At 61.6% G+C, this 25,899-nt stretch carries 21 protein-coding genes; 11 read left to right on the forward strand and 10 right to left on the reverse strand.

What is annotated here, in order from left to right; genetic code table 11:
* Positions 1–670 precede the first annotated feature (670 nt).
* Genes K3F48_RS04280 through K3F48_RS04290 form a run of 3 tightly spaced genes read left to right on the forward strand, consistent with a single transcriptional unit; the run spans position 671 to position 2,928 of the window.
* A complete protein-coding gene (locus tag K3F48_RS04280) occupies positions 671–1,159 on the forward strand; it encodes a hypothetical protein (RefSeq protein ID WP_222574182.1) in 489 nt (162 codons plus the stop codon).
* Positions 1,156–1,707, forward strand: coding sequence for a hypothetical protein (locus tag K3F48_RS04285; RefSeq protein WP_222574183.1), 552 nt, complete (start codon positions 1,156–1,158; stop codon positions 1,705–1,707). Before K3F48_RS04280 ends, K3F48_RS04285 begins: the two co-directional genes overlap by 4 nt.
* A gap of 12 nt (positions 1,708–1,719) precedes the next feature.
* Complete coding sequence (locus K3F48_RS04290; RefSeq protein WP_222574184.1) at positions 1,720–2,928, forward strand: hypothetical protein; 1,209 nt, start codon at positions 1,720–1,722, stop codon at positions 2,926–2,928.
* A 47-nt stretch (positions 2,929–2,975) separates the two neighbouring features.
* Here the strand turns inward: K3F48_RS04290 and K3F48_RS04295 are convergent, their stop codons facing one another.
* Positions 2,976–3,407 (reverse strand): hypothetical protein, encoded by a 432-nt coding sequence (locus K3F48_RS04295; RefSeq protein ID WP_222574185.1) that lies wholly within the window; start codon positions 3,405–3,407, stop codon positions 2,976–2,978.
* On the opposite strand from K3F48_RS04295, the gene K3F48_RS04300 reads away from it, so the two are divergent.
* From K3F48_RS04300 to K3F48_RS04310, 3 genes are read left to right on the forward strand one after another with little or no spacing between them, the layout of a single operon-like run.
* Positions 3,408–5,045, forward strand: a complete 1,638-nt coding sequence (locus K3F48_RS04300; RefSeq protein ID WP_222574186.1) for a hypothetical protein — start codon at positions 3,408–3,410, stop codon at positions 5,043–5,045. It begins immediately after the preceding gene.
* Between the two features lie 53 nt (positions 5,046–5,098).
* Positions 5,099–7,486: a DotA/TraY family protein gene (locus tag K3F48_RS04305; RefSeq protein WP_222574187.1), complete on the forward strand. Its 2,388-nt coding sequence runs from the start codon at positions 5,099–5,101 to the stop codon at positions 7,484–7,486.
* Position 7,487: 1 nt separating this feature from the next.
* Positions 7,488–8,039: a hypothetical protein gene (locus K3F48_RS04310; protein ID WP_222574188.1), complete on the forward strand. Its 552-nt coding sequence runs from the start codon at positions 7,488–7,490 to the stop codon at positions 8,037–8,039.
* 619 nt (positions 8,040–8,658) lie between these two features.
* Here the strand turns inward: K3F48_RS04310 and K3F48_RS04315 are convergent.
* The 3 genes from K3F48_RS04315 to K3F48_RS04325 all read right to left on the reverse strand — a co-directional run bounded on the left by K3F48_RS04315 (position 8,659) and on the right by K3F48_RS04325 (position 10,687).
* Positions 8,659–9,063: a hypothetical protein gene (locus K3F48_RS04315; protein ID WP_222574189.1), complete on the reverse strand. Its 405-nt coding sequence runs from the start codon at positions 9,061–9,063 to the stop codon at positions 8,659–8,661.
* 130 nt (positions 9,064–9,193) lie between these two features.
* A complete protein-coding gene (locus tag K3F48_RS04320) occupies positions 9,194–10,312 on the reverse strand; it encodes a hypothetical protein (RefSeq protein ID WP_222574190.1) in 1,119 nt (372 codons plus the stop codon).
* Between the two features lie 57 nt (positions 10,313–10,369).
* Entirely contained in the window at positions 10,370–10,687 is a 318-nt protein-coding gene (locus K3F48_RS04325; protein WP_222574191.1) for a hypothetical protein, read from the reverse strand.
* A gap of 587 nt (positions 10,688–11,274) precedes the next feature.
* Between K3F48_RS04325 and K3F48_RS04330 the strand changes: the two genes are divergently transcribed.
* From K3F48_RS04330 to K3F48_RS04345, 4 genes are all read left to right on the forward strand, one after another.
* Positions 11,275–12,021, forward strand: coding sequence for a DUF1186 domain-containing protein (locus tag K3F48_RS04330; RefSeq protein WP_222574192.1), 747 nt, complete (start codon positions 11,275–11,277; stop codon positions 12,019–12,021).
* 402 nt (positions 12,022–12,423) lie between these two features.
* Positions 12,424–13,800, forward strand: a complete 1,377-nt coding sequence (locus tag K3F48_RS04335; protein WP_222574193.1) for a 3' terminal RNA ribose 2'-O-methyltransferase Hen1 — start codon at positions 12,424–12,426, stop codon at positions 13,798–13,800.
* Complete coding sequence (locus tag K3F48_RS04340) at positions 13,797–16,364, forward strand: polynucleotide kinase-phosphatase (protein ID WP_222574194.1); 2,568 nt, start codon at positions 13,797–13,799, stop codon at positions 16,362–16,364. The genes K3F48_RS04335 and K3F48_RS04340 overlap by 4 nt, the downstream gene beginning before the upstream one ends.
* A 322-nt stretch (positions 16,365–16,686) precedes the next feature.
* Positions 16,687–17,145, forward strand: coding sequence for an isoprenylcysteine carboxylmethyltransferase family protein (locus K3F48_RS04345; protein WP_222574195.1), 459 nt, complete (start codon positions 16,687–16,689; stop codon positions 17,143–17,145).
* Positions 17,146–17,168: 23 nt separating this feature from the next.
* Here K3F48_RS04345 and K3F48_RS04350 read toward each other — a convergent pair whose 3' ends face one another.
* From K3F48_RS04350 to K3F48_RS04375, 6 genes are all read right to left on the reverse strand, one after another.
* Entirely contained in the window at positions 17,169–18,494 is a 1,326-nt protein-coding gene (locus tag K3F48_RS04350) for a glycosyltransferase (RefSeq protein WP_222574196.1), read from the reverse strand.
* A gap of 129 nt (positions 18,495–18,623) precedes the next feature.
* Positions 18,624–19,052: a GNAT family acetyltransferase gene (locus tag K3F48_RS04355; protein ID WP_222574197.1), complete on the reverse strand. Its 429-nt coding sequence runs from the start codon at positions 19,050–19,052 to the stop codon at positions 18,624–18,626.
* 120 nt (positions 19,053–19,172) lie between these two features.
* Positions 19,173–19,883 carry a DUF4336 domain-containing protein gene (locus K3F48_RS04360; protein ID WP_222574198.1) on the reverse strand — a complete coding sequence of 237 codons (711 nt, stop codon included), beginning with the start codon at positions 19,881–19,883 and terminating at the stop codon, positions 19,173–19,175.
* 69 nt (positions 19,884–19,952) lie between these two features.
* The gene (locus K3F48_RS04365) at positions 19,953–21,311 is read right to left on the reverse strand and encodes a cytochrome P450 (RefSeq protein WP_222574199.1); all 1,359 of its coding nucleotides are present in this window, start codon (positions 21,309–21,311) and stop codon (positions 19,953–19,955) included.
* A gap of 11 nt (positions 21,312–21,322) precedes the next feature.
* Positions 21,323–23,890: a PEP/pyruvate-binding domain-containing protein gene (locus tag K3F48_RS04370; RefSeq protein WP_222574200.1), complete on the reverse strand. Its 2,568-nt coding sequence runs from the start codon at positions 23,888–23,890 to the stop codon at positions 21,323–21,325.
* Complete coding sequence (locus tag K3F48_RS04375; RefSeq protein WP_222574201.1) at positions 23,887–24,654, reverse strand: TetR/AcrR family transcriptional regulator; 768 nt, start codon at positions 24,652–24,654, stop codon at positions 23,887–23,889. The genes K3F48_RS04370 and K3F48_RS04375 overlap by 4 nt, the downstream gene beginning before the upstream one ends.
* Before the next feature lie 98 nt (positions 24,655–24,752).
* On the opposite strand from K3F48_RS04375, the gene hisC reads away from it, so the two are divergent.
* Positions 24,753–25,820, forward strand: coding sequence for a histidinol-phosphate transaminase (gene hisC / locus K3F48_RS04380; RefSeq protein WP_222574202.1), 1,068 nt, complete (start codon positions 24,753–24,755; stop codon positions 25,818–25,820).
* Positions 25,821–25,899: the final 79 nt, after the last annotated feature.

Raw genomic sequence — 25,899 nt, forward strand, 5'->3', positions numbered from 1 at the left:
CGACGTGCCTCATATTCGGTAACTAACCCAGCCGGTCGACAACCCCGTGACCTGTAAGATGGCTGTTCTACTTCGAACGCACGATCGCCGCGGACCAACGCCCACATCGTCGATTCACATTGGTCATTCGCGCAGACCGCTCGCACGCTTCGCGCTTCGACGGAGACATTCCCATGCGAGCTTCTGCGATCCCGCCGCTCTTCGCGGCCCCGTTTTTAATATGTCAGCATCCCTCGGCAAAAGCCGATTTCGCCTTGCTTCCATCCGAGCAAGTTGCGGTTTCACCGCCGGGGACGTCCCCTGACGCGTCGACGAGCATGGGGACGCCGACGCATCCAGCGTCTCTCTCCTCGAAGAAAAGCGAAAAAAGCCATTCGCCGCCAAAGCTTCCGCTGGCGCGAGGTTTTGGTAGGAGCATACCTCTTTCCTTCGCAGTGCGACAAATCGTCCCGTCGCCAATCAAAGTTACTTTCGCTCGCGAGAGCGATCGCGACGCCCGCGTCGATTGGCGTGGCGGTCGAGCATGGCCGAGCGTGCTCCGAGACTCGGTCCGTCCGCTCGGCCTTCGCGTGGTCGTTCGCGAACGCAGAGTTTCCGTCACTCCCCGATAAATCATTTCGGCATTCGCGCACAACGCTTCGATCCTGTCTCGCGCGGAAAAGGAGGCCGAATGCCGGATCTCGTCACCTCGCAAACTGAGAGCTGGCTCGATCCGAGCCAGCTCGATCTCCTGAGCGAGCTGCCCGAGGCGGCTCGACGCGCGGAGTTGGAACCGACGGTCGAATCGGCCGTCGTCGCGCTCGGCGTCGCCCTCGATGACGCCGCGGAGTTCGACACGCAAGGCCTCGCGCGACGCATTCGGACCGATCCGGCTCGAACCCTGTTCCAGTCGGTCCTCGCGCAGCTCGGGAGCGAACGTCTCTTGCGCATGCTCGATTGGCTGACGGAGCCCGACAAGCCCAATCGGCACGGGATCATCGTGGCGCTCTTCACGCCCGAGGCGGGAGACGCTTCCGACGCGATCCGCAGAGCGGTCCGAGTCGCGAGTAAGCGGGCGCTCGTCAATCGCATGACCGCCGAAATTCGGCTGCGTTTTCTCGCCTTCTGCGCGATGGAGCGCCATCGCGGCAAATCCGATCGAAGGGAACTTCATCGATGAGACGAACGATTATCTCGGCAACAATTTCGATCGCCCTTTCCACGGCCGTACTGGCGCAAACCGCGCCGCCGTCCGGCTCCGCTGGCGCGTGCGGCACGCTCTATCAACAGGCCGCCAGCGCGGCCGCTGCCCGTATCGCCGCGGACGACAAGGACATTGCACCGCCCCAAACCGTCAAATCGCTGACCTGTCTCGACAACATTCTGAACGGCGTCGGCCTCAATGTCGTCGTCAATCTCCTGGACCCGTCGAACTTATTCAACGCCATCGAAGGCCAGCTCTGCAACGCCGTGACCAACGCCTGGAAGAAGGCGCTCGGCGGCGCGCAGTGCGGCATCACGCTCAGCGGGTTCAATCTCGGCGCGTTCAATTTCGGCGGAAGTCTCGGAGGCGGACTCTCCTGCCCCAAGCTGAGCTTCGGTGGCGCAGGTCCGCCCACCGGCTACATCGGAATCGGCGGCGCCGGCGGAAGCGGCAGTCTCTACGTCAATGGCTCCGGTCGGGCGCCGACCGGATACACGCTTCCCAACTCGATCGGTCTTTGGTGAGGAGCAAATCCGATGAACGAGACGTCTCATCTTCTTTCCGCGACCACCGGCGTCGTCTTCGGCGCTATCGCTTTCGGCGCGGCGCCCGCAAATGCGCAATTGGCTGTCTTCGATGCGACGTCGATCGCTGTTCAGCAGGCGCTGCAAAAGCTTCAGGACCAAGCCAACAATTTCCTGAACACGATCACGAGCCAGCTCGGTCTGAGTGGCCCGCTCGCGAACCTGCTCGGCTCGAACACCTATGGCGACGTCACCACGCTGCTCCGTCAGGGATTTACCCAAAACGCGAATTACTCGAAGGCGCAAGTCTCGGCTCAGCGACAGATCGCCGACGCGTCGAACATGGCGATGGCGAGGTTCGAACGCGACAAGCGAAACGCCGTGATTCGTGACGAGCACGTCGTCAGCCCATTGCATTGCGCCCATCTCGACAATGGCCAAACGATCACCGTCGGAGCGGGACAATCCTGGAAAGTCGCCGCCGCGATTCAGACCGTCGCCGACCAACGCGGCGAAGCGGCGAAGGGAACGCCCTCCTACTACGGAGCCGCGCAAGCTGTCGAAGCTATCAATATGCTGCACTATTCTCGGTACTGTTCCGCGGACGAAGCGGCCGCGGGCCTCTGTAGCACGTCGCAACGAGAAAATGCCGACCAACGCGCCTCGTCGCTGTTCGGAACCGGGACCTATGACGGCCAGGACGGCGTCAATTCCGCCAATGATTATGTCACCAATCTGATCCAGCCCATCGTGCCGACGGCGCAGCGGGGCGGGCAAATGACGTCGCTCCTCGCCAAGGAGGCGTCGGTCCGGCGCCGTCAATACGAGTCGCGCATTTCGCTGGCGCGCAGCGTGCTCAACGAGGTCCTCGCCGCTCAATCGCCGTCGATACCTCTCAACGCCGCGCAGAAGCAGCAGATGCAGAACGAAGGCCTGACCTCCGTCGACACCGGCTCCTGGCTGCAAGCCCTGCAACTCGACGTGCATCGCCGCTACAGCGACGTCAATTGGGCGGCGCAGCTGCAGAGCATGACGCCCGCCGCGGTCGAACGCGAAATCGCCAATGAGCTCGCCGTCACCAATTATCTGCTCTTGGAGAACTACCGGATGGCGATGAAGAACGCGAGCGTCAACGCCACGACGCTGGCCGCGGTCGCCGAACGCGACCTTCAGACCATCAAGCCCGCCGTCGAGCTGCCGACGCCGAACCTCTCAAACTGACCGACCAACGCTCTCCACCGTCCCGAACTGTTTTCCTTTTCTCCGTTTCACGAGGCTAGCATCCCATGCCGACCGAACCCGAGAATCCCCCGCGCAGGCCCGATCCGACCCCTGCTTCTGACGACCGGCGCGCCGATGTGCCCAACGCGCAACATGTCGAAGAGCTGCGCGCGGAGTTGAACGGCGCCATGAGCCAACGCGAGCGCAAGGCCATACTCGAAGAGCTGACGCGGGCTCGCGACCATTTGTCGACGGTCGATCTGGTCGACCGGCTCGAGGAGCGGCGGCCACAGATCGAAGCGCGCGACCCGCAACTGACCGCTCGGATCGACCGCATCGCCGAGGCGTTCCTGGACAAGCCGAACGAGCGGCTCCGGGATCTGAAATTCAAGAGCGATCTCGCCTATGCGCTGCAGGACGCCGAAAAAGTCGTCGGTCCGATCCGGGTCGACAAGGATCTGCGCGACGAGCTCACGCAATTGGCGACAACCAGCCCCGGGCTCAAGAACGAACAGATGCGACGTCTTCTTCAGACGACGCCGACGATCGACGATCCCGAGCTCGTCGCGAGGCTTCGCGAGAAAGCGGCGGAGATCGCCGCCAAACAAAACCAGACGACGAAGGCCGTCCAAGGCGAAATATTCGCGCTGTCTTTCGATGTGCTGAACGCCCCGCGTCGAGAGATCGTCGCGCAGCCCTCCGCCAGCCCGCCGAGCGCCTCCGAACGTCCGACCGCGCAGTCTTCTGTCGGCGCTGTCCAGTCCGACGGATCTCAACCAACCGGCGATGAAACGACGGTCGAAGCCCGGGTCATTGCGGCGAGGCGGGCGGAGATCGATGCCTTCAATGAGCCGACGGCCGGATCCCCGACAGGGAATTCCGATCGCGCTCCGATCGAGGCCGCGAAGCCGTCGGAGCGCAAGTCGGCGTCGACGGCTCCCGTGGTCGCCGATGGATCTCCGCGCAATACGCCGACTGCCGCTATGCCATCAGAGCCGTTCGAAGCCTCGCGGAACAAGCTGGCCGACGAAGCGCCGGACGCAGCGTCGCCGCCCGCGGACAGAGGCAAAATCGAGATCGCCGCCTTCGACCCTTCGTCGCCAACGGCGGTGCGCTCTTCGACCGCTTCCGAGCCCGCCCAGGACGCGCCGAATACACAGGCAAAGCCTCCCAAAGCTCCATCTCCCCAAACTCCTGTGCTGGATGCTGGGAGCGCGGCGACGGCTGCGACGCCGGCCAATGACGACCGTAAGCTCGCCGCCTCGGCCGCTCGACCGGCCTCTCCGGCGACCCACCCCGCTGCTCCGAGGCCGCGGGAAAAAAGCGAGTCGGATCCGACCAGGACCCATGAAGTCGAATTCGTTCAGCAAAAGATCGTCCTCGGCGGTGTACTCGGAAAGGCGGTCGGGGCGGTCGGCAGCTCGGCCAGCGCGATCGGCCGAATTCTGGAGGCCGCGACGCCATCGTCCCACGAAGTCTCGCAGCAAAGCGCGCAACAGCCGCGCGAGCAGCCGGCCCGCGAGCAACAGGCGAACGGTGACGACGTTCAACGGCGCCTGCAGTTGTTCGAGAGGACGCGCATGCAATCCAAACGTGACGAGTCGCTGCTTCACGCCGCCGATGCGTCAGGTCGCGCCGCCCTCGACGCTATGAGCGCACTTCGAGACGCCCCGGGCGCCTCGATCCTCAGCCGTATCCAGGACGCTGCCGCCAGCAATAAGGGCGGCATGAATGCGGTGATCGATGGCATGAAGCCTGGCGGCGCGTTCGAAGGCTTGCGCGAAGAACTCAACGTGGCCCTTGATGCGAATAGCGCGTTCGGCGCGGCTTACGATCGAGCCGCCGCTGCGCTCATCCAATATGGCAAGGATCGAGGAGCAATCGTTTCGGCTCTCGCCTCTCACCCCTCCAATTCGAATTGGAACGAGCATTTCAAACAGCTCGACACCGCCGTAGGCGATGCCGCCTCGTCTATCCCCAAGAAGGAAGGCGACGGAAGCATGCTGGAGCATCTCAGCGAAAAGGCCCGCGAGATCGTCGAAAAAGTCCTCGAAAAAGTCAAAGCCGTGTTCCACCGCGATCCAGAATCCCGGCCGTCCCCGAGCCCGGGACCCTGACAGCCGTTCGCTTCATCCGACACGCTTTCCCAATCGACACACGCGAGGACATCATGCCGCGCCGAACCTTTCAGGCTCTAACGATCGCCCTCATTGCCCTGGCTTGCGCCGCGCCGGCGTTCGCTCAATCCGCCGCGCCGTCGACGCCGAACTACGACGTCAGCTGGTCCGCGCTCGATCCCGGCCAGGATTGGGCGGCGGAAATGATCAAGGCAGTCTTCCCCATCAACGGAAGCGGCTGCAGCAGCGGCGCGCAATCTGCGACATGCACCGGCACCGCGGCCACCGTCATCGGCGAGCTGCTCGGACGGTTCACCGGATTCGCCATGGCTCTCGGCATGTTCTACGTGTGCTACCTGACCCTCTGGAATATCTATCGCACCGCCGAGACCAGCAATCTCCTCACCAACTCGATGACGTCGATGTTCGTCGTGAGGATCGGCTTCGCCGCCATCATGATGTTCCCGATAACGTCCGGCTTCTCGATCGGCCAGGCCGCGGTGGTCCAAACGTCCATGTGGGGCATCGGCATGGCGCAGTCGCTCTTCAAATTCGCGATCAAGGCCATGGGGCCGGATGCGATGGTCATCGCCACGCCGATCATCCCCGGCACGAAGAACATTGTTCTCGGTGTCATGGAGAATGAGCTCTGCAGAGCCTTCGTCAATGAGGCGACCGCCAATCCGCAGATCGCGCCAGCCCCCACCCCGACGCTCGTCTCCGGCTCCACGACCTGGGCCTATTCATTGTCGCCCGGCAATCAGACCGGCTCGCCGACCTGCGGCACGATCACAGTCAACCAGCCCTCCGGCGCACAGCAGCCCATCGCCGGCGTCAATACGGACATGACCGACAAGCAGAAGGAAATTCTCCAGAGCGTCATCACATCGGATATTCGTCCCGTCGCCGAAAGTGTCGCGAAGAGCTATTGGCAAACCAAGCAGACCTCGGCGCTCAGTCCGCTGCTCGCCGCCTATCAAAATGCGACCCGCGATTACACGCAGCAGCTCACCTCCGCGGCCAGCGACATTCAGAAGCAGCTACAGAACGCCATCAAGCCCCAGGACGCGCGCGCCGGAAAGCTTGGTCTCATCAACAACACGACGACTGATCTGTCGACGCTCGGATGGGCCTCGGCCGGGTCCTATTATCTGACCTTCGCTCAGCTGAACGGCCGCACACTGTCCCTGCTCAACGATCTGCCCATCGTCAACGGTCCGAGCTACAGCGGCTGGAGCAATGCGCTCAAGACCGATCTCGCGCCGCTCATCCAAGCTAGCGACAACTTCCTCGCGCAGTTGCGCACCTATGTGAACACCGCCGATGGCGCAAACCCTCCGACCGGCAACGCCGACACATTCGGCAACGCCGCCGCTCGTGAAGGCGGCTCGTGGATCGAACGGGTGCTTCGTGCGATCAATCTCAACGAGCCGCTGTTGAACTTTATCGCGAACAGCATCTCTCCGACGTCGAACCAGTGGTCCGATCCCTTCGGCTCGCTCATCACGCTCGGTCAATATCTCATGACCGCTGCGCTCACCGCCTACGGGCTCGCGATCGCGGCGTCATCCGGGACCGTCCAGACGGGAGCGGCCGCCTTCTCTCTCCTCACCGGCAATCTCGCAGGCGCCCTAGCCGCCACCGGACTCGCGACGGTCTCCGACGTCTTCAAGGCGCTCTTGACGCCCTTGTTCTTCGGTCTTCTGGCACTTCTCGTCCCGGGCATCATGATCGCCTACGTGCTTCCGCTTATTCCCTGGGTGATGTGGATTGCTGGCGTTACTGGCTATCTGATCCTCGTGCTCGAGGCGGTTATCGCGGTGCCACTCATGATGGTCGCGCATATGACGTTCGAAGGCGAGGGCCTGCACGGTCGCGCCATTCAGGTCTATGAGCTGCTCTTCAACGTGCTCTTCCGGCCGGTCCTCATGCTTCTCGGGCTTTTCGCCGGGTATTTCGTGTTCTCGTCGGTCTCATGGCTCATTCGTATAAGTTTTGGAGTCGCCGTGCATTTCGTTCTCGAAAAGGGCTGGTTCGTCACCAATCTGATCGGCCTCGTGGTGCTCCTCGCGATTTTCGTTTTGCTTCATATAGTCGTGGCGATCAAAGCCTTCGGACTGATCTCGCTCATCCCGCATCATGTGCCCAAGATGCTCGGCTTCTCGCCGGCGAACCGTGTCGACATGGACGAATTCGGCAAGGCGGCCGCATGGACGGGAACGCGAGGAACCCTGCGAACGATTGATGGCTACGCGAGAAATCAGCTGACCGAGCCGGCGGGACAAAACGGCGAGAGCGGTGTAGGATCGTCGTCGACCCGAGCGTTATCCTCTCCGCGTAAGGGTATCACCGGTCCCGCTGATAGCTCGGCGAAAGGCGGAAACGTCGACTCGACCTTGAGCGCACAAACGGACGTCGGAGATCATAACAAGGAGGCCTGAGATGAGCGACGATGACGAGCCCGGCTCTGGAAGCGGCCTTCTCTGGTATGAGGTCGGGCACTGTGATGGCTATTCGAGCGGCGAGACCGATGGCTTTCGGCGCGGGAAAAATAGCGGCTATCATCGAGGCGAACAAACTGCGCTGCGTGGGGTCGACGCCCAGCAGGAAGCCGAGTATCGCGCTGGCTGGCGTTCGATCCATATCAATGACTTCAACGCCTGGATGGCCGTCCTCGAAAATGAGCGGCAGCGCAGCGCTCAGCTCGCCGCGGAAGTCGAATCCCTGCGGCAGTCTCTCGCCAACTCTGATCACCACGGCGATGAGAATTCCAGGAAACTGTTGAGGACACAGGATTTCAGAAGAGGGATGGAATGTTGCCTTTGGGCTCTGCTCAAAGCGGCAGAGAAAGGCAAGGCGGGACGCCCGGAATATGCCGAGCTGAAGTCCATCGTCTACCAGATGAACGATGCGTGGGTTAAGGGCGAGATTCTTTGCAGTCCCGATGCTCTTGGCCCGCATATCGTTTCTTTAAGACGAGCGCTCGAGGGCTGATGTGCTGCAGATAGAGTACCAAATTCGCGCAGCCTCGTCGCACGATGGCCTCTCTAAAGGAGACCATCATGCGATTTCTCTTCCTCTCCATGTTTTGCCCCTCCATCCTTCTCGCAGCGTGTTCCTCGGGAAATGTCCACGCCCCAGCAGACTACGATGCGCCTCCCGCCCCCGTCGTTCGGCATCCTTTCTACGACCCCTACGCGGCCTATGGCGAAGCCAACGCTACATGGCGGCCGCCGGTGATCGATAGAAACGGTACGGTGGTCAAGCCGCTCGAACCCTCCACCCAGGCTACGCGGCCCAACTACGAATCGGCGCCTTGGGCGACCGGGGCGGCGGGGGGCTCCCACAACGCTCCTCCCGGCACGTTTTGATCGGAGGCCGCGCGCGCGATGGTCGGCCGAGATCGGCCGCGTCGCTCGGGCGAGCCGACATCACCCGGCTTGCTGGCAGAATGCGTCGGGCGACGCGCAGTTCCCTCCTGCGCATCGCCCGAGCCACTTTTCGCCATGCTGGAGATCTATCACAAATTGCAGATCGCGGAGCTTTGCCAGGGCGTGGTTATCGACGCCGCCGATGATCCTCGGCGGCGTCGAGCCGAGAATGCGAGCGCGATTCAGCTCGGCCAGAATTGCGCGGACGTGGTGAGATATTCCCACGCCGTCGCCAGTCGCCGCGTTCTGAGCTGATAATTTTGCAGCGCGCTTCGGAACGCCGTCAGAAAGAGAAACAAGCAGAATGGCGAGAATTCCAGAACCGGCGCAATGCTCCAGGAAGCCCATGGAGTGATCGCGATCTCGAACAGCCAGTAGATGAACAGCACCCACCCCGAGCCGAAAAAGATATATGCAGAGAGCGCGGTTTGCCGGCGACGACTCTGCAAGAGCCCCTCGACCTGCGAGACCTTTATTCCGTGCAGAAACGCCGTCGCCTCGAGATCGAAGTGGCGATCTTCGTGGACTCTAAACCGCGTATCGCGTCGCGATCTACGACGAACCGCGGCGATCAATCCCGACAGCATGCGACCGCCGTCGACGACTTCGTGCTTCGGAAATGTGCGTCCTGGCACGGAGCCGATCCACTTGACCCCGGTCCACGCTCTGTTCAGCAACGAGACACGTTTTGGAGTCTCGGATCGTCTGAGCTTCCATCTATCGCGCCGCATGGTTCTCGCTCCCTATCGATCCGATCACGGCATTCCAATCCTCTGGTAGCCCGTCGATTCGGCCCTCCGAGCCATCCTGCTTGCGCCAGATCACCGTCGGCGTCCCGCGCAGCCCGATCGCTTCGACGATCGCCATGTTTCGTCGAAGCAGGTCTTCTGCCTCCTTCGACGGCGGCCCGTTCAAGTCTCCACGCGACCATGCCGTTGCTATTTGATCGGTGGGCTTGCTCAAAAGCGCCAAGGCGCCTTTGGTGCTGCGGCCTTCATCTTCGTAGTCCAGAACCGACACCGGGACGATCGCGACGAGCACCCTCCCCGCGGCGACGACAGGCTGCAATTGCTGTAAGGCGCGGACGGAATGCCCGCATAAGGGATCGATAAAGACGTAGATCCTCGGCGCCGATTCCGAGCCAATCGTACCGAAAGCCGCGCTGCGCGCGGCCTCCAATGCCGAGACAGCTTTTCCCTGGACAGGGATGCTCGCTCGTCCAGCCTCCTTTTCTCCTCCGATCGTCACGGTCGGCGCCACCCCAGGCAGCGGAGCGACTTGTTCGCGCGTGACATTTTTTCCGCTCGCGTCCCACATGACGCCCGGGATGACTCGCTCGCCGTCCGGCGTGACGTAGAACACCTGGAACTGTCGTCCATTGCGCACGAATAGCCCACGCATCCCGTGGCTCGAGCCGAGTTCCGTGACGCGCGGCTCGCTTCGTCCAGCGATCGTCAGCAACAGATCCGCCGACAAATCGGTCTGTGCGCCCGAGATGATCGCTTCGCCGTCTGGCGTCAGCTGTAAGATCATGAACTCTTCGCCCTGCCGCGCGACAACCGCGCGCAGGCCATGCGCGGCCCCAGCTTCGAACAGCTGCGCTCCGCTCCTCGCGAGGTGTCTAAGCGCCGGCGTCTGCTCGACGAGTTCGGGAGAAAGCGGAGAAATCGCTGCGGCGCCGAGAGGCACGCCCGAGACGCTCTTCGGCACATCGGACGCTGCCGTCCCTCCTGGCGCACCCGTGTCATTCTGTGTTCCTGCCCGCGAGATCCCTGGCTCGGCCAGGGCCATCGTGGAGGCGAATATCGCGGCGATCGTAAGCGAATGCGGATTCATGGTGGTCTCCTTTCGACCACCAGCCTGTGAAAGCTCTGCGCGAACCAAAAGCGCGGATTATGTGATCGCTTCGAAATCGTCACAGATCGATTTCAGCAGCACGGCCAAAACATTCGGCCTACCGACGAAAAATTCCGTATATGCGGTCGCCAATGCCTTCTTTGCCAGGAGATCGTCGCGAGTTCGAGATGGAATGTTAGCGAGCTCGACGAAACGCCGATCGATCTCGTCGTCTGGGGCAACGCGGGCCACTATCGCTGTCGTGCTACCATAGCGAGAGAACACCAACTGAATGAGGTGATCACATTTCGCTTCGAGCGTCACGTGATCGGCGTCGTCGATGGCAACGTCGTCAATTTGTTCGTGCTTCGCCATTTCGCCGCACCCTGTTAGATAAAAGTCGCCCCCTGCTCGATAAAGAATGTCTTTCCGACGCGCAAAATCGTGATGTCACATTTGTCTTCGTTGATCGGAATTGACGCACACGCAAAGGGAGGGGCCGGCAACCGCGCGCGCCGCCTTCGTCACTGGTCGGTTTCGAGAATACAGGAACATTGCCCCTACGCAATACCCCGCTGTTTCGGCTTCGAGAGTCGTCACCACTCGAACGCTTCCGCCGCAACGTCCTTGCAGGACTCACGCCTTTCCGACGGCTGCCGACTGTGCGCGCTGAAATTGCAAATGGGTGGCGAATGAGTCAATTCGACGCACCGAAAAGTGCCGCATTGGCGTTGGTTCGCCATCTTTCTGCAACATTCGCGCAGAGCCGCGTCAAAGTCGATGCGCGTCGATTCCTTCTGCGACGCGAGGGATCTCTCCGATGCAAAAAAACGAGTCTGACATGAAACGGAATGTCGAAGTGAGAGCGTGGCCTCATATTGGGTCGCGATTACCGCCTGCGCTTCCGAAGTCGGATCAAGTCCGGCGCGGCTCGATCACGTCGATAAGGAGCATGTAGATTCATGAAGTCTCCCGCCTTGACCGCCGAACAAATTTTGCGAGCGCTGACCCGTCGCCATTTCTACGATGGACGGCCACCCAAACGCGCGCTCAAAGAAGCTTCGCGCCGACGCGACGAGATGCTTCCTTTATTCCTGAACGAAATCGAGAAATTCCTTTCCGCATCTTCGAAGGAGCGCGTCGAGAACCCCACTCCCTTGCTGCTCATTTTTTTCGCTCTCGGTGAATGGGGAGATCACGGCGCCTATCGACCGCTCGCCCGCTTGATCCGTTGTCCGGAATTCACAGATCATCCGGGATTCGAATCCGTCTTCGACGAAGTCGGCCACCGCGTCATCGTGTCCGTGTTCGACGGGGATCCCGAACCTCTGTTCGCAGCGGTGCGCGATCCAAAGGCCCACAGAATCGCGCGCCACAATATCCTCACAAACACGCTTGCGATGCTCGCATACCATGAACGGATCGGTCGTGAAGCCATCGCCAATTTCTTGATCGACGCCTACGGGCAACTCGACGATCACCCCATCGTCTGGCTCGGCTGGGCGACGCTCGCGGCACGTCTCGATCTATCTGCACTTCGGCCGCTCGTCATCCAGGCGATCAGGGAGGAGCGCTTCGACGGATATGAGATCGAAGAGTTCGACGAGGATCTGAAGAGCGCAATCATTCGACCGGGTTCGAGCGAAATCAATGAAGATTTCTCGCCATTCGAGGGAGCCTACGAGGAGCTGAAGGTGCATTTCCCGTAGAATGGACATTGTCAGACTGCTCTCGCCGACGCCAAGCGAGACCTTTGAATGACATCATCGATTTTTCTGCGATCGGCGGCTGCGTGCCACGCGGCGCGGTCGGCATCGGCTGGTGTTCGAATCTTGGTTCGGAAAGATTGATTGATCGAGAGGACGTAGGTCGCAATTGCAGTGGGCCGCGACGCTCATTGCGTTGTTGCTCTGAGCCGGGCAGTCGGGCTCGAAGGCGGCCGCCCGTCACGATCGGCATTCATGCCGTCTACCTTCAGCGCCGCCCCGACTCCGATTTGGCGAGGGGGTGCAATTTCTCCGTTTCGCGTTCGCCAGTCTCGACCGAGACAGGTCGAAGCTCACCTGCTATAGGCTTGCTCACGGCGCCATTGCCGAGCAGGCTCGATAGCCATGTATTTATCCATCGTCACCACGCATTCGCCGGCCACCGATCTCGGCTTCCTGCTGATGAAGCATCCCGATCGCGCCCATGACGTCGAGCTGTCCTTCGGACGCGGAACCGTGTTTTTCCCGCAGGCCGAGGCGGGACGCTGCGAGGCGGCGCTGATCCTCGATCTCGATCCGGTCGCTTTGGTGCGCGGTCGTGGCGGCGCCGAAGGGGTCGCGGATCAATATGTCAACGACCGTCCCTATGCCGCGTCGTCCTTCCTCTCGGTCGCGCTCAACAAGGCGTTCCGCACGGCGATGACCGGCGTCTCGCGCGAGCGGCCGGAGCTCGCGGCGACGGCGATTCCGCTGGAGATCGTCGTCGCGCCTCTGCCGGCGCCGCGCGGCGGCGATTTGCTGGAGCGCCTCTTCGCGCCGCTCGGCTGGACCGTCGAGGCGCGCCGCATCGAGGGAGCCGACGGCCCCTCGCGCTATGTCGAGCTGCGACTCGCGGGGACGCTGCGCCTCGCCGACGCGCTCGGCCATCTTTATGTGCTGATCCCGGTGATGGACGCCGACAAGCATTATTGGGTCGGCGACGACGAGGTGGAGAAGCTCGTGGCCAAAGGCGGCGCCTGGCTCGCTGCGCATCCGGAGCGGGAGACAATCGCGCGGCGCTTTTTGAAGAACCGCCGCAGCCTCGCGCGCGCCGCCCTCGCACGTCTCGCGCCGGAAGCCGAGAGTGAGGACGGTCCCGAGGACGAAAGAGCGCCGCCGCGCGAAGAGGCGCTCGAAGCGCCGCTGCGTTTGCACGACCGGCGGCTCGATGCCGTCGTCGGTCTGTTGAAGGAGGCGGGCGCGCGCAGCGTCGCCGATCTCGGCTGCGGAGAAGGCAGGCTGCTGCAACGGCTGGTCAAGGAGCGCGGCTTCGAGCGCGTGATCGGTCTCGACGCCTCCATCCGCGCGTTGGAGCGCGCCAGGGAGCGCCTGAAGCGCGATCGCGCCGGCGTGCCTTCCATGGAGCGGTTGAGCCTGCTACATGGCGCGCTCACCTATCGCGACGCGCGCTGGGCCGATGTCGACGCCGTCGCCCTGGTCGAGGTGATCGAGCATCTCGACGCCGATCGTCTGCCGACTTTGGTCGAGATCGTCTTCGCCGCAGCGCGTCCGAAGACCGTGATCGTGACCACGCCGAACGCTGAATATAACGCCTTGTTCGATTCTCTGCCGGCCGGCGCCTTCCGCCATCCCGACCATCGCTTCGAATGGTCGCGCGCGCAATTTCACGATTGGGCGCGAGCCATCGCCGAGGGCCATGGCTATTCGGTCGCTTTTTCCGGCATAGGCGAGGAGCATCCGGACCTCGGCCCCGTCACACAGGTCGCGGTGTTCTCGAGATGAATGCGCCTCTTCCGACTCTCCTGGACATTCCCGATTTCTGCCTCGTCGTGCTCATCGGCGCGACAGGCGCGGGCAAATCGAGCTTCGCGTCGCGCTGGTTCAAGCCGACGGAGGTGATTTCCTCGGACTATTGCCGCGGACTCGTCTGCGATGACGAGAGTGATCAATCGGCCTCGGCCGACGCCTTCGCGCTCGTTGCCGCAATCGCCGAGAAAAGGCTGAAGAACCGCCGGCTCACGGTGATCGACGCCACCAATGTGCGCGCCGCCGATCGCAAATCCTGGGTCGAGCTCGCGCGGCGCTGGCATGCGCTGCCTGTGGCGATCGTCGTCGATCCGGGCCTCGATGTCTGCATCCAGCGCAACAAGGCGCGGCCGGATCGCGATTTCGGACCCGGCGTACCGCAGCGCATGATTCAGGAGATTCATCGCGGCCTGCGCGGCCTCGCCAATGAAGGCTTTCGGCAGATCTGGAAGCTGTCCTCGGTCCAGACGATCGAGGCGGCCGCCGTCGAGCGCCGCCCGATGTGGACCGACAAGCGCGACGATACCGGCCCCTTCGATGTGATCGGCGACGTGCATGGCTGCCTCGACGAATTGCGGCTGCTGGTCGCAGCGCTCGGCTATGTCGTCGAGGGCGAAGGCGATGCGGTCGCCGTCTCGGCTCCGCATGGCCGCAAGCTGGTCTTCGTCGGCGATCTCGTTGATCGCGGGCCGGATGTGCCGGGCGTGCTGCGCATCGCCATGGCGGCGCAGGAGGCGGGCGTCGCCTATGTCGTGCAGGGCAATCATGATCGCAAATTGTCGCGCTGGCTCGAAGGCCGAAAGGTCACGGTCGGCCATGGGCTTCAGGAGTCGATCGATCAGCTCGCGCAGGAGCAGGCCGAGTTTCGTGAGCGCGCAAAAACTTTCCTCGCTGATCTCCGCAGCCATTATTGGCTCGACGGCGGCAAGCTCGCCGTCGCCCATGCGGGGTTGAAGGAGGAGATGATCGGCCGCGGTTCTCCCGCCGTTCGCGAGTTCGCTCTCTTCGGCGAGACGACGGGCGAGACGGATGAGTTCGGCCTGCCGGTGCGGCTCGATTGGGCGGCGAACTTCCGCGGGAGCTCGGCCGTCGTCTATGGCCATACGCCGACGCCGGATGCGGAATGGGTCAACAACACGATCTGCGTCGACACGGGCTGCGTCTTCGGCGGCAAGCTCACGGCGCTGCAATGGCCGGAGCGGGAGCTGGTCGAGGTTCCGGCGGCGCGAATCTATTGCGAGCCGGCGCGCCCGCTCGCCCCCACGCCCGAGACACGCGCCTTGCAGGCCGAGGCGGATCGGCTGCTCGATCATGCCGATGTGTCGGGACGGCGATGGATCGACACCACGCTGCTGCGCCGCATTCCCATCGCCGAGGAGAATGCGGCGGCGGCGCTCGAAGCGATGAGCCGTTTCGCCCTCGCGCCGCAATGGCTCGTCTATCTTCCGCCGACCATGTCGCCGGTGGAGACGAGCGCGCGCGACGGCTTTCTCGAGCGACCGGAGGAAGCCTTCGCCTTTTTCCGCGAGCGCGGCCAGAGGGAGGTCGTGCTCGAAGAAAAGCACATGGGCTCGCGCGCCGTCGTCGCGCTCTGCCGCGACGCCGATGTCGCGCGACGGCGCTTCGGCGTCCTGTCCGGCGAGAGCGGACAGATCTGGACGCGCTCCGGCCGCGCCTTCTTCGCGGATGGCGCAGAATGCGAGGCGCTGCTCGCGCGGCTGCGCGCCGCCTGCGACAGCGCGCGCCTCTGGGAGACGCTCGCGACCGACTGGCTCCTGTTCGACGCGGAGATCATGCCCTGGTCCGCCAAGGCTTCGGCGCTGATCGAGCAGCAATATGCGCCCGTTGCCGCCGCGAGCAGCATAGGGCTCGCGCTCGCGCATGCGGCCGCCGCGCGCGCCGCCGCTCGCGGCGTTCCTGTCGAGGCGCTGCGCGACCGGCTCGCGATCCGCGCCGAAAAGGCGGCGCGCTATGGCGAGGCCTGGAAGCCCTATGTCTGGCCGGTTCGCTCGCTCGACGATCTGCGCGTCGCCCCGTTCCATCTGCTGGCGAGCGAAGGCGCGACGCATTTCGACAAGGATCATCTCTGGCACATGTCGATCGCCGAGACCTTGGCGGCGACCGGCGCGCAGAATGTCACGACGACGCGCTGGCGTCGCCTGGCCCTGGACGACACGGCGGCCTGCGAGGAGGCGACGCGCTGGTGGGAGGAACTGACGGAAGCGGGCGGCGAAGGTATGGTGGTGAAGCCGCAAGACTTCATCGCGCGCGGCGCTAAGGGGCTGATCCAGCCGGCGCTGAAGGTGCGCGGGCCGGAATATCTGCGCATCATCTACGGCCCGGAATATGACCTGCCGGAACATCTCGCGCGCCTGCGCCAACGCGGCCTCGGCGCCAAGCGGACCAACGCCCTGCGCGAATTCGCGCTCGGTCACGAGGCCCTGACGCGATTTACCGCCGGCGCGCCCCTGCGCAAGACCCATGAATGCGTCTTCGCCATCCTCGCGCTGGAGAGCGAGCCGATCGATCCGAGGCTTTGAAGCCGCCGGGTTTCCTGGCGGAAATAAGCAGTTTGGCCTTTCTGGACGATTCTGTCATGACGCCATGAGGCCTAAAGCGGCTTCGGCCCAATCCGCGACGGCTTCGACCCCATGTTCCGTGCGGATAGAAAGCGCAAAGTCTTGCGCGGCGCGCAGGTAACTGTCGTCGCTGAGCTCGGAAAGAGTATGCCCCCCGGTACGCAAAGCTTGCGTACAATAGTGTCATTTAAAGATCAATTGATTTGTGATAGGCGTATGGTTGCTGTGATCGCGTGTGATAAGGCAAAATGCGAAGTCCGGTAATCTTGTAGGGAGCAATGGCATGCAGGACAGAGCTGATGTTCGGATCATGCCTCCGGTCATTCTCATAGCAGCGCTCGGGCTCGGGTTTGTGGCGCGCGCTCATTTCGACGCGACGATTCTCCCGTCCGAATTGGCCGAGGCAATCGGTTTCCTTACGATTGGAGCATCGATTTTCTTTGTTTTCTCTGCCTTTCGTGAGCTGCGGCTCGCGAAAACAGCATTTGATGTGCGCAAGCCGACACAGGCTCTCGTAGAGACGGGTGTTTTCGCGCTCAGCCGCAACCCGGTTTATTTATCGATGGTGCTGCTTTATATCGGCGTGGCTTTTCTGATGAACTCATTTTGGATGCTTTGTCTGTTTCTTCCAACCGGCAGCGCGCTTTGCTTGGCGGTGGTCAGGTGGGAGGAGCGTTACCTCGAAGATAAGTTCGGAGAAACGTACCGCGCCTACCAGCGCAGAGTGCGCCGCTGGATTTAGAGAGCCGGCCTCATTCGTCAGTCTTACCTTTCGGGACAATTCTCTCGTGCCATGAGGCCTAAAACGCTTTCCGTCCAATCGGCGACGGCTTCGACGCCATGCTCTGCGCGAATGGACAGGGCAAAGTTCCGCGCGGCGTGCAGATAGCTCTCATCACAGAGTTCGGCAAGCGCACGGGTGACGCTTCGCAGATCATAGCTGGAGAGCTTCAATGCTAGACCGAGGCGCAGACGTCGGACACGTTCGCCATGATCTGGCTGGTCACCGAAGAACGGAACGATCAATTGCGGCTTGCCTGCTCGCAAGGCTTGGGCGGTCGTTCCGATCCCGCCATGATGCACCACGCATGAGGCAAATGGGAACAGATCGTCGTGCGGTGCCTCGGAGCAGACGAATTCATTCGGCCCAACCGATGCCGAAATCCTCTCGGCGTCTTTCGCTCCGGCGAGCAAGACAGCTCGACGCCCGAGAGCGCGGGCCGCCTTTATGCTGACGTCATAGAAGTCGCCCGAAACTTGCGGAGCGAAGGAACCTAAGGTGAAGACGATGGGCGCGCTGCCCGAGGAAAGGAAAGCGCACAATGATTCGCTTAGTCGGCGCCTTCCCTCGTCTCGAGGCTCGTAGAAGGGAAAGCCCGGAACCAGCATATTTGCCGGTCCGTCCGGCGGGCGCGGCGCGAAACGGGGCGAATAGAGACCAAATATTTTCGACGCGCTGTTCTTCCCGCCAAAATCAAGGAAGAAATCCTCGCGCGACAGGGGCAGTCCGAGTTTCGTTCGAAACGAATGGAAGCGCTTCATCCGCATGTTCACGCCAGTCCGTATGAACGAGCGGACCAATTTGTTGAACCTGATCGCCGGGCGAGACGCAGGCTGAAGGATGTAGGGCGCGGGAGGGGTCAGCGACGGATTCGAAGCCGACTGCACATACAGCGGCGCAAGGGCGACCCTCGCAGTCGGAAGGCCAGACGCCTCTGCGGCCAGATTCGCGCCGACGAGCAGATTATGAGTCACGATCGCATCCGCTCCCTCCGCCGCGGCCAGAGTGTCGTCGTAGGTTTCGGCGAGGAAGCGAAGATAGATTTCGTCCAAGATAAAATATGGGTTCTTCAGCATGATCCGAAAGGCGCCGGCAAGATCGACGCCCAGCGCGCCGACTATGTCGTTCTCGTGTGGTCGCAAGCGAGCATAGGCGACACCCTCGCGCTCGATCGAGCCTCTATGCATTTCAGGCGCAGCGATGACCACATCGAGACCCCGACGGCTCACTGCGTGAGCGACGGCGATAAACGGATAAATGTCGCCCAGAGTGCCGAAGGTCGCCAACAAAATGCGCTTGCGCCGCCTCATCGCCTTTTCCATAATTCAAATGGTGTTTCACAACTCATACCAACAAATTTTCGTCGTGAGCAACGACCCGGAAACAAGCCGACGACGTATATGATAAATTCCCCGATCATATTCAGCCCGACGGTTGATCTACGTGACGCGCTCCAACCGTTTGCTCATGAACACTCGCGGCGCCGCTTCATAGCCCAGGCGTTCGTAGAACGGAACCACTCCCGGGTTGGTTTCTCGCACGAGCAGCTGCGCCTTCAGAACGTCACGTTTACGCAGCCACTCCTCCGCCGCTTTCACTAACGCGCGACCGACACCGCATCGACGGGAATGCTCTGCGGCGGCGAGATAGTAGAGCCAGCCCCGGTGACCGTCATGTCCGACCATGACACTGCCGATGACGCGACCGACGTCATCTTCGGCGATCAACACATCCGAGCAGGCTCCGTCCTTTGCGAAACGGAAGTCGACCGACGGATCATTGTAGCTCGCGACCAAGTCGCAGCTTCGCCACAACTCCACAACCTCGGCCTCATCCTTCGATCCGGCGCTCCTGATGGTCAGGCGCATTGAGCGAACCCCTTCGGAAACAGTTTGTGTATTAGCGATAGGCCTCGACGCTGATTGGCGCCCTAATCGAATGACGCTTTGCCCTCCGCCGAGGGCACGATCGCTTATTCAAAACATAGGTCAATTGTTGGCCAAAATCAGCCACCCGAACGCGCGGCGGATAAACGTTCTGCCTTCCTCATTTATGGGGGTTCCATGCGCCATCAGCACTTTCTCGGCCGGCCATGCCAATATATGCGCAAGTGAGACGCGCGCTGCCCGACGGTCCACAAAGGTGTTACGAAACTTTCTCGGCACCGCGGGTTCCGGACCCACCATGAGGTCCATGCGCGCTACAATCGAGCGCCATCCCGAAAACCAATGGGCGGGAAATTGCTGAATTAGATCGGTAAATAGCACCGTGCGGCTCTTTCGATGGAAGAATACCACCTCCGTCGTGATAAGATTGCCCGGCACCGGCACTTGATCGATATCCTCAGCCCATCCGGCGATCGGTCGATTTTCCAGATCTCCGTCGAAAGCGATATCCTTTCGCTTCTGTCGCAAGCCTGGAGCAGCGTAAAGCTCGGCGCCGGCGTAGACGCGACTCCAGTCGCCCAAAAACAGATGGTGCAGCGAATTGGGCGCTACCAGAAAGCGTACTGCGCCAAGTCTGTCGACCTCTGCTTGCAGGCTCCCCGTGAGTTGTATCGGCGACCAAATGAAGAGGGTTCCGTCCGACAGCCGTATGACGGCCATCCGAGTCGCATACCGAAAGCCACCCGTGGACACGATGGAGCCATCGGCAATCCAAATGTCTTGGCCGAATTGTTTCAATGCGACGGATTCCATGACGCAACTCCCTGTATACTTCCGAAATCTATCTACATTTCCGCAAGCTTGGTGCTTCGCAAGCGCGTCTCACAGTGGTTCGATCGACAATGGCATTCCGCCGAGCGGGCGCAAAAAGAGATGCGATCCGATTTTTGGGCGGTGGCCAGGCACGCTTCTCAGACGAAACTCGCGTAGGAGTGTCGCGACGATTGTCGTCATTTCGAGCATGGCGAAATTCATGCCTATGCAGATACGTGGGCCCGCGCCGAAAGGAAGATATGCGCAGCGATGCCGCTCTTTCGCCTTGTCCGACCCGAAGCGGTCCGGATCGAAAGCTGTGGGCTCCGTCCATAGCTTCTCATGTCGATGGAGACACCATGTTGCAATGGTGATCGACGCAGATTTCGAAACTTGATGCGGCCCGATCGTCGTGTTCTCCCGCGCCTGACGCGCGATACCCGGGGCCGGTGGAAAAAGTCGCATAGCTTCTTGAATGACCTGTCGCGTGAAGGTGAGTTGCTCGACTTCTTCTGCGCCGATATCGCGTGCGCCCGCGAAATTCGAAACTTCCTCGCGTACTCGGTCCTGTGATGCCTGATCTTTGGCCAGCAGCCACAGCGTCCAAGTCAGGGCGATGGCGGCGGTCTCGTGTCCGGCGACGATGAACGTATAGAGATTCGCCGCGAGTTCCTTATCGGTCATCACTCGACCTGTTTCCGGATCGCGCGCGGACAATAGCAGCTCGAGAATGTCGTGCCGTTCGCCCTGCAGGTCGCGACGTCGGGCAAGCGCTCTCGACGCTTCCTTTCCCAGATGGCGCATCGCTGCGTCGACGGCGGTCGAGCCTGGATAGGGAAAAAAGCGCGGCAGATGAAAATAGGCGTAGATCAGCCGCCAACCGACGTTCTCCAAGCCGCGTGCGAGCGCCGCGGCAAATTCCTCACGTTCGAGATATCCATCCGAGCCGAGCACGGCGCGCTCGATCACGTCGAATGTCGTGCGGGTCATCGCCTGCGCCGCGTCGATCGTATCGTTGCTATGCGATCGGCGCCATTCCTTCGTTAGCGCCTTCGCGCTCTGCGCAAAAACAGGAACCAGCTTCAACAGATTTTCATGACGAAACGCCGGCGAGAGCGCGCGCCTTTGCCATCGCCAGTCGACGCCCTCCGCAAAAATCAAGGAGCTTTCGTTGAAGTCCGCAGACATGATGCGTGAGAAAATGCGACCATGCGTGAACATTTCCGCGCGCGAAACGAGCACCTCTTCGATCAGCTCTGGGTCGGACAGAAAGACCGCGTCTGGTGTCACCGGCCAGAGACCGCGAATTACGCAATATCCCTCGCGATAGGCCGCGGGAGGCCAATTCTCCAGATAATTGTGTAGGACTGCTCTATATGAAGCTCTTGCGCGCGCCTGGAACGGGGTGAAATCGGGATCGTGAAACATCAATTAATCCTCTAGTTCATCATGCCTTCGCGTTGCGCAGTCATGGCGGGCGGAGAACGCTTTGGTTCTCGTGTGACGACTCCACGGTTTCCATCGACGACAATTTCATCGTCATCTTCGATCAAATCGAAGACACTCGGAATATTCACCACCGCGGGCACCCCAAATTCTCGCGCGACAATGGCGCCATGCGAAAGGTATCCGCCCGTTTCGACGACGATTCCCTGCGCCACGAGGAAAAGCGGGGTCCAACCTGGGTCAGTCGTGCGTGCGACGAGTATCCCACCCTCACGCAGTCGACCTGATTCCGTCGGATTGTATAGTTTGCGCGCCCCGCCGCGCGCGACCCCTGGCGACGCCGCGAGGCCTTGCAAAACTTCGCCGTTCGCTTGCGCCCGCTCGAGGTCCGCCATGGCCGCCACGCCGCTCGCGGTTTCGATGATCACATCGGGCGGCGGATCGGATGCGCGCCAAAGTTCCCATTGCTTACGGCGATCGTGAACGAGCTCCCGCGCGCCCTCGCCAGCCCAATCACCCGCCGCAAGCGCCCACAAGTCGACCATCGCCAACATGAATATGTCGTCGCGCCGCTCGATAACGCCGCGCGCCGCGAAGCGGCTTCCGAACTCGAGCACAAAGCGCCGCATGACCCCCGCGGGCACTGCAACGAGAGCGGATTTTGCCAGCTCGCGCAAGCGGTAGCCTTCCTCTGCTTTGGCAACGAGCCAGCTGATTGCGAGCCGCGGCAAGAGTGGAAGTGCGCGCAATTCGGCCTGCGCTCCGTCGCGCACTCGCTTGGCCGACAGGGGGCTATGTGCAGGCGCGCCGAAACTTCGTGTAATCTCCTTCACTGCTTCCGGCGTCTCGCCCCACCGCGGATTTGCCACGTCGAGTTCGTCGAAGCCGCGGTGGCCGTACTTGTCGAGCCACTGATCGATTGCGGCGTCGAACGGCGGCCCAAATGTCCCATGACGCGCAACGATTTCATGAAGTTCATAGGCATGGTCTGCGCTCGTGACGCCGCCTTGCCCAGACATTAGGCCGCCGAGAAGCGGCTCGATTTTTTCCGGCGGCAGATATTTTGTCGCCAAGCTGCGCGCCATGCCGAGCCACACGCCTCCAATTGAATTCGCCAGCATGAACGGCAGCTCCCAGTCGGGGCCCGCGACAGAGAACCAAAGCTTTAAGAGTTCGGCATCGGACAAGCAGGTGAGATCGCGTTGATGCATCGCTCTCGCCCGCTCTAAGATTCGGTTTATCTTCTCAGGCAGTAGCTCGGGAGCCGACCAGATCGCGCGCATCAGCTTCGTCCCGGCGAGGAAACGGCGAAGTCCCGCAGGTCCGCGCATGGGATTGCCGGGGGGCGTACGAATTTGCGCCTGGAAACCGCCGAACGATGCGTTAAAATCTGCCGGTGAAATCCCCCACCCGTCCCAGCTGGCGAATTGCAGCGCGGAGGCGTTGAAATACGGTCGGCCTTCAAAACGCCGGACGATTTGCATTCCATCCGGAGGAGCGTATCCGCATAGGCGATACAGGTCGAACAGCTTATATGCCAGCCATACGGGGCTCGGGCTCCAGCCCATCGGCGACAGGACGCCGGAGAGCACCTCTTTGAAGTTCGCGTTGGTCCAGATCGTGGGTTGATCCACGATTTGCGGAAAGGTGCGCCGAGGCAGCGCGGTGATCGGCCGAGTTTGCAGAATGACGATCCTCTCTCCGTCGCATGCCCATTCAATGTCTTGCGGCGCGTCTCCTTCGCCAAAATCCCAGTGAATGCGCAGTGCGAGCATGGCCAGCTTTGTCGCCAGGGAGGCGGGCAGCGCTCCGAGGTCGCCTTGCGGCGGGCCGAAGCCGTCGATCATAACTTCGACCGTTGCACGCGCAGGCGTCTCCCTACCGTTGACCAGCTTGTCGCCAAGGCCCGGCACTGACTCGATGACGATCCGATCTCGCCGTCCATTGCTCGGATCGGCGGTGAAGACGACGCCGGCGGCCAGAGGCTCGTTCGAGTTTTTCGCCATAACCATTTCGCAGATGACGACGCCGCACCGCACCTCTGCGTCAGGAATTGCAAAACGGCGGCGATAGGCGAGCGCCTGCGCCGTCCACAGCGACGCAAAGCATTTGCGGACGGCGCCGAGGATCGCGTCGCGCCCGATCACATTCAGGTAGCTCTCGTGAATGCCCGCGAAGGCGTGTTTCTCGCCGTCCTCCCCAGTCGCGCTGGAACGCACCGCCACGACCTCACGGTCAATTCCGGCGCGCATCAAAGCTGCATCGAGTTGCGTGGCGAATTCGGTCGGCAGGGACGCGCTTTCGATCGCCGAGAGAATCTTCTCGAGAAGCGCTTGGGCCTGTAGATCAGTGACGTTGCACGCTTGGATTTCGGCAACTTGGGCAATGAGGGGCGAGATGCGTTCGTTGCTGGTCACGGCGTCATAGACGCTGACATCGACAACGATTCCGCGTGGAACAGGAAATCCCCATCGAGCCAAACGCCCGAGATTCCACGCCTTCCCACCGACTCTCGTCGGTCCAGCGGCAACAGCCTCGCTAAAATCGAGAATAGCAATCATTTTGTTTTGCTCCTCGCGCCAATTCCTTCAATGGTGAGTTGCAGTAGCCAGTCGATTTCACGCGTCGTCAGCGCCTTTCCCGTCTTCAGCGCGTAAAGCACCGTTGGGATGAAAAGGCCGAGTACGATACAGGCGAGCGGCATTGGATCGTGGTCTGAACGGATGACGCGCTGCTTCTGGCCGAGCGCGAGCACGTCGCGGAGAAGGCCGCGGAAAGACATTCGATCAACAGGGGCTTCGGCCGAGGTATCAGTCGACAGGGTGAGTAACAGTGTCGCCATCGCGATGTTCGGATGTTCCGAATGCCAGCATGCTGCGTCGAGGAGGGCGTCGTGAAGCAAGGTGCGCGCGCTTTCGCCTGCGTCTAGACGTTTGCGAAAAGCAGGCTGCCATTGCGCGCTCGCTCGGTGGACGATCGCGAAGGCGATGTCCTCCTTCGAGGGAAAGAGATTGTATACGGTCGCCCGGGTGAGGCCGGCACGGGCAGCAAGAGCTTCCATGCTGGCGCCGCCCACGCCATGCTGCTCGAATTCGATAAGAGCCGCATCGAGGATTTGGTTTCGGGAGCGGTCCTTGCGGCTGGGCCTTGCAGAGTCCATTTTGCAAATATCCAAATTTAGACAACTGTAAAAGTATGAAGCGGCCGCGTCAAGAGCCAAGGCGGACGCGGCCGCGATGCCAATGGCCGGCGAGTTACTCCTCATTCGGGCGTGGTTGCAGCGCTGAGCGATTAGACGTAGTTCGGCAATTCCTGCTTCGACCATTGCCTCCAAGGCGATGGTCGAGACGCCTTTATCCGCCGCTGCCGGCTTGATGGTTTAATTTGTTAACCCCTGAAAAGGGGCAGTCGAGGAGAAACCCGGTGAGCACACTCTGGTCGCAACTCGCCCGCGACATTTCTCCCTATGTGCCGGGAGAACAGCCTCGAATCGCAAATTTGGTGAAATTGAACACCAACGAGAATCCTTTCGGGCCATCCCCCAAAGTGACAGAAGCGATTTTGGCGGCGGCCGGCGACATGCTCCGCCTCTATCCAGACCCGCAGTCGACTCGCCTGCGCGAGGCGCTGGCCAGCTATCACAAGGTCGAGCCGGAACAGGTCTTCGTCGGCAACGGCTCGGACGAGGTGCTGGCTCACGCCTTCGCGGCACTGTTGAAGCAATCCGAGCCCGTGCGTTTCCCCGACGTGACCTACAGTTTCTACCCCATCTATTGCCGGCTACTCGAGATCGATCATGAAGTGGTTCCGCTGGACGTCGAGATGCGCGTGCGCGTCGATGATTATGTTGGCCGCACCGGGCCGGTGATTATCGCCAATCCAAATGCGCCAACTGGTATCGCTCTGCCGCGCACGGAGATCGAGCGACTGGCTGGCGCGCGCGCCGAAGCGGCCGTCGTGATCGACGAGGCCTATGTGGATTTTGGTGCGGAGTCGGCTGTGTCATTGATCCAAAAATTTCCGAACCTTCTGGTGGTCCAGACGATGTCGAAGTCGCGCGCCCTCGCGGGGCTGCGCGTCGGCTACGCTATCGGAGACGCGGGATTGGTCGACGCGCTCACGCGCGTGAAGGACAGTTTCAACTCCTATCCGCTGGGATTGCCGGCCCAGGCCGGGGCGATCGCGTCGCTCAACGACGAAGCCTATTTCCTGCAGACCCGGTCCGCGGTGATCCGGAACCGAGAGGACTTGACTACCGAACTCGTCAGATTTGGGTTTGAGATCTTGCCGTCCAGCGCCAATTTTGTTTTTGCACGTCACCCACGACATTCTGGCCGAACCCTGTCGGCAGCCTTGCGCGAGCGTGCGGTCCTCGTGAGGCATTTCGACGCTCCACGGATTTCTGAGTTCCTTCGGATCAGCATCGGATCAGTGACAGATCACATCCGGCTCACGGAGGCCCTGAGCGAGATCCTGGGGGGCATCGAATAGTTTCCGACGCGATGGGGCCAGATTCGCGTGCACATTTGGAATCGATGCTACGCTGCGGTTCTTTTCGCGCCCTGCTCGG

Source organism: Methylosinus sp. Sm6, from assembly GCF_019802345.1.
Lineage (GTDB): Bacteria > Pseudomonadota > Alphaproteobacteria > Rhizobiales > Beijerinckiaceae > Methylosinus.

Excerpts from the sequence above, each read along its gene's own strand:
- K3F48_RS04335 (WP_222574193.1), top strand. The coding sequence starts at position 12,424 with ATGTATTTATCCATCGTCACCACGCATTCGCCGGCCACCGATCTCGGC.
- K3F48_RS04350 (WP_222574196.1), bottom strand. The coding sequence starts at position 18,494 with ATGAGGCGGCGCAAGCGCATTTTGTTGGCGACCTTCGGCACTCTGGGC.
- K3F48_RS04305 (WP_222574187.1), top strand. The coding sequence starts at position 5,099 with ATGCCGCGCCGAACCTTTCAGGCTCTAACGATCGCCCTCATTGCCCTG.
- K3F48_RS04325 (WP_222574191.1), bottom strand. The coding sequence starts at position 10,687 with ATGGCGAAGCACGAACAAATTGACGACGTTGCCATCGACGACGCCGAT.
- K3F48_RS04320 (WP_222574190.1), bottom strand. The coding sequence starts at position 10,312 with ATGAATCCGCATTCGCTTACGATCGCCGCGATATTCGCCTCCACGATG.
- K3F48_RS04375 (WP_222574201.1), bottom strand. The coding sequence starts at position 24,654 with ATGGTCGAAGCAGGAATTGCCGAACTACGTCTAATCGCTCAGCGCTGC.
- K3F48_RS04280 (WP_222574182.1), top strand. The coding sequence starts at position 671 with ATGCCGGATCTCGTCACCTCGCAAACTGAGAGCTGGCTCGATCCGAGC.
- K3F48_RS04330 (WP_222574192.1), top strand. The coding sequence starts at position 11,275 with ATGAAGTCTCCCGCCTTGACCGCCGAACAAATTTTGCGAGCGCTGACC.
- K3F48_RS04365 (WP_222574199.1), bottom strand. The coding sequence starts at position 21,311 with ATGTTTCACGATCCCGATTTCACCCCGTTCCAGGCGCGCGCAAGAGCT.
- K3F48_RS04315 (WP_222574189.1), bottom strand. The coding sequence starts at position 9,063 with ATGCTGTCGGGATTGATCGCCGCGGTTCGTCGTAGATCGCGACGCGAT.
- K3F48_RS04360 (WP_222574198.1), bottom strand. The coding sequence starts at position 19,883 with ATGGAATCCGTCGCATTGAAACAATTCGGCCAAGACATTTGGATTGCC.
- K3F48_RS04310 (WP_222574188.1), top strand. The coding sequence starts at position 7,488 with ATGAGCGACGATGACGAGCCCGGCTCTGGAAGCGGCCTTCTCTGGTAT.
- K3F48_RS04340 (WP_222574194.1), top strand. The coding sequence starts at position 13,797 with ATGAATGCGCCTCTTCCGACTCTCCTGGACATTCCCGATTTCTGCCTC.
- K3F48_RS04370 (WP_222574200.1), bottom strand. The coding sequence starts at position 23,890 with ATGATTGCTATTCTCGATTTTAGCGAGGCTGTTGCCGCTGGACCGACG.
- K3F48_RS04285 (WP_222574183.1), top strand. The coding sequence starts at position 1,156 with ATGAGACGAACGATTATCTCGGCAACAATTTCGATCGCCCTTTCCACG.
- K3F48_RS04355 (WP_222574197.1), bottom strand. The coding sequence starts at position 19,052 with ATGCGCCTGACCATCAGGAGCGCCGGATCGAAGGATGAGGCCGAGGTT.
- K3F48_RS04345 (WP_222574195.1), top strand. The coding sequence starts at position 16,687 with ATGCAGGACAGAGCTGATGTTCGGATCATGCCTCCGGTCATTCTCATA.
- K3F48_RS04290 (WP_222574184.1), top strand. The coding sequence starts at position 1,720 with ATGAACGAGACGTCTCATCTTCTTTCCGCGACCACCGGCGTCGTCTTC.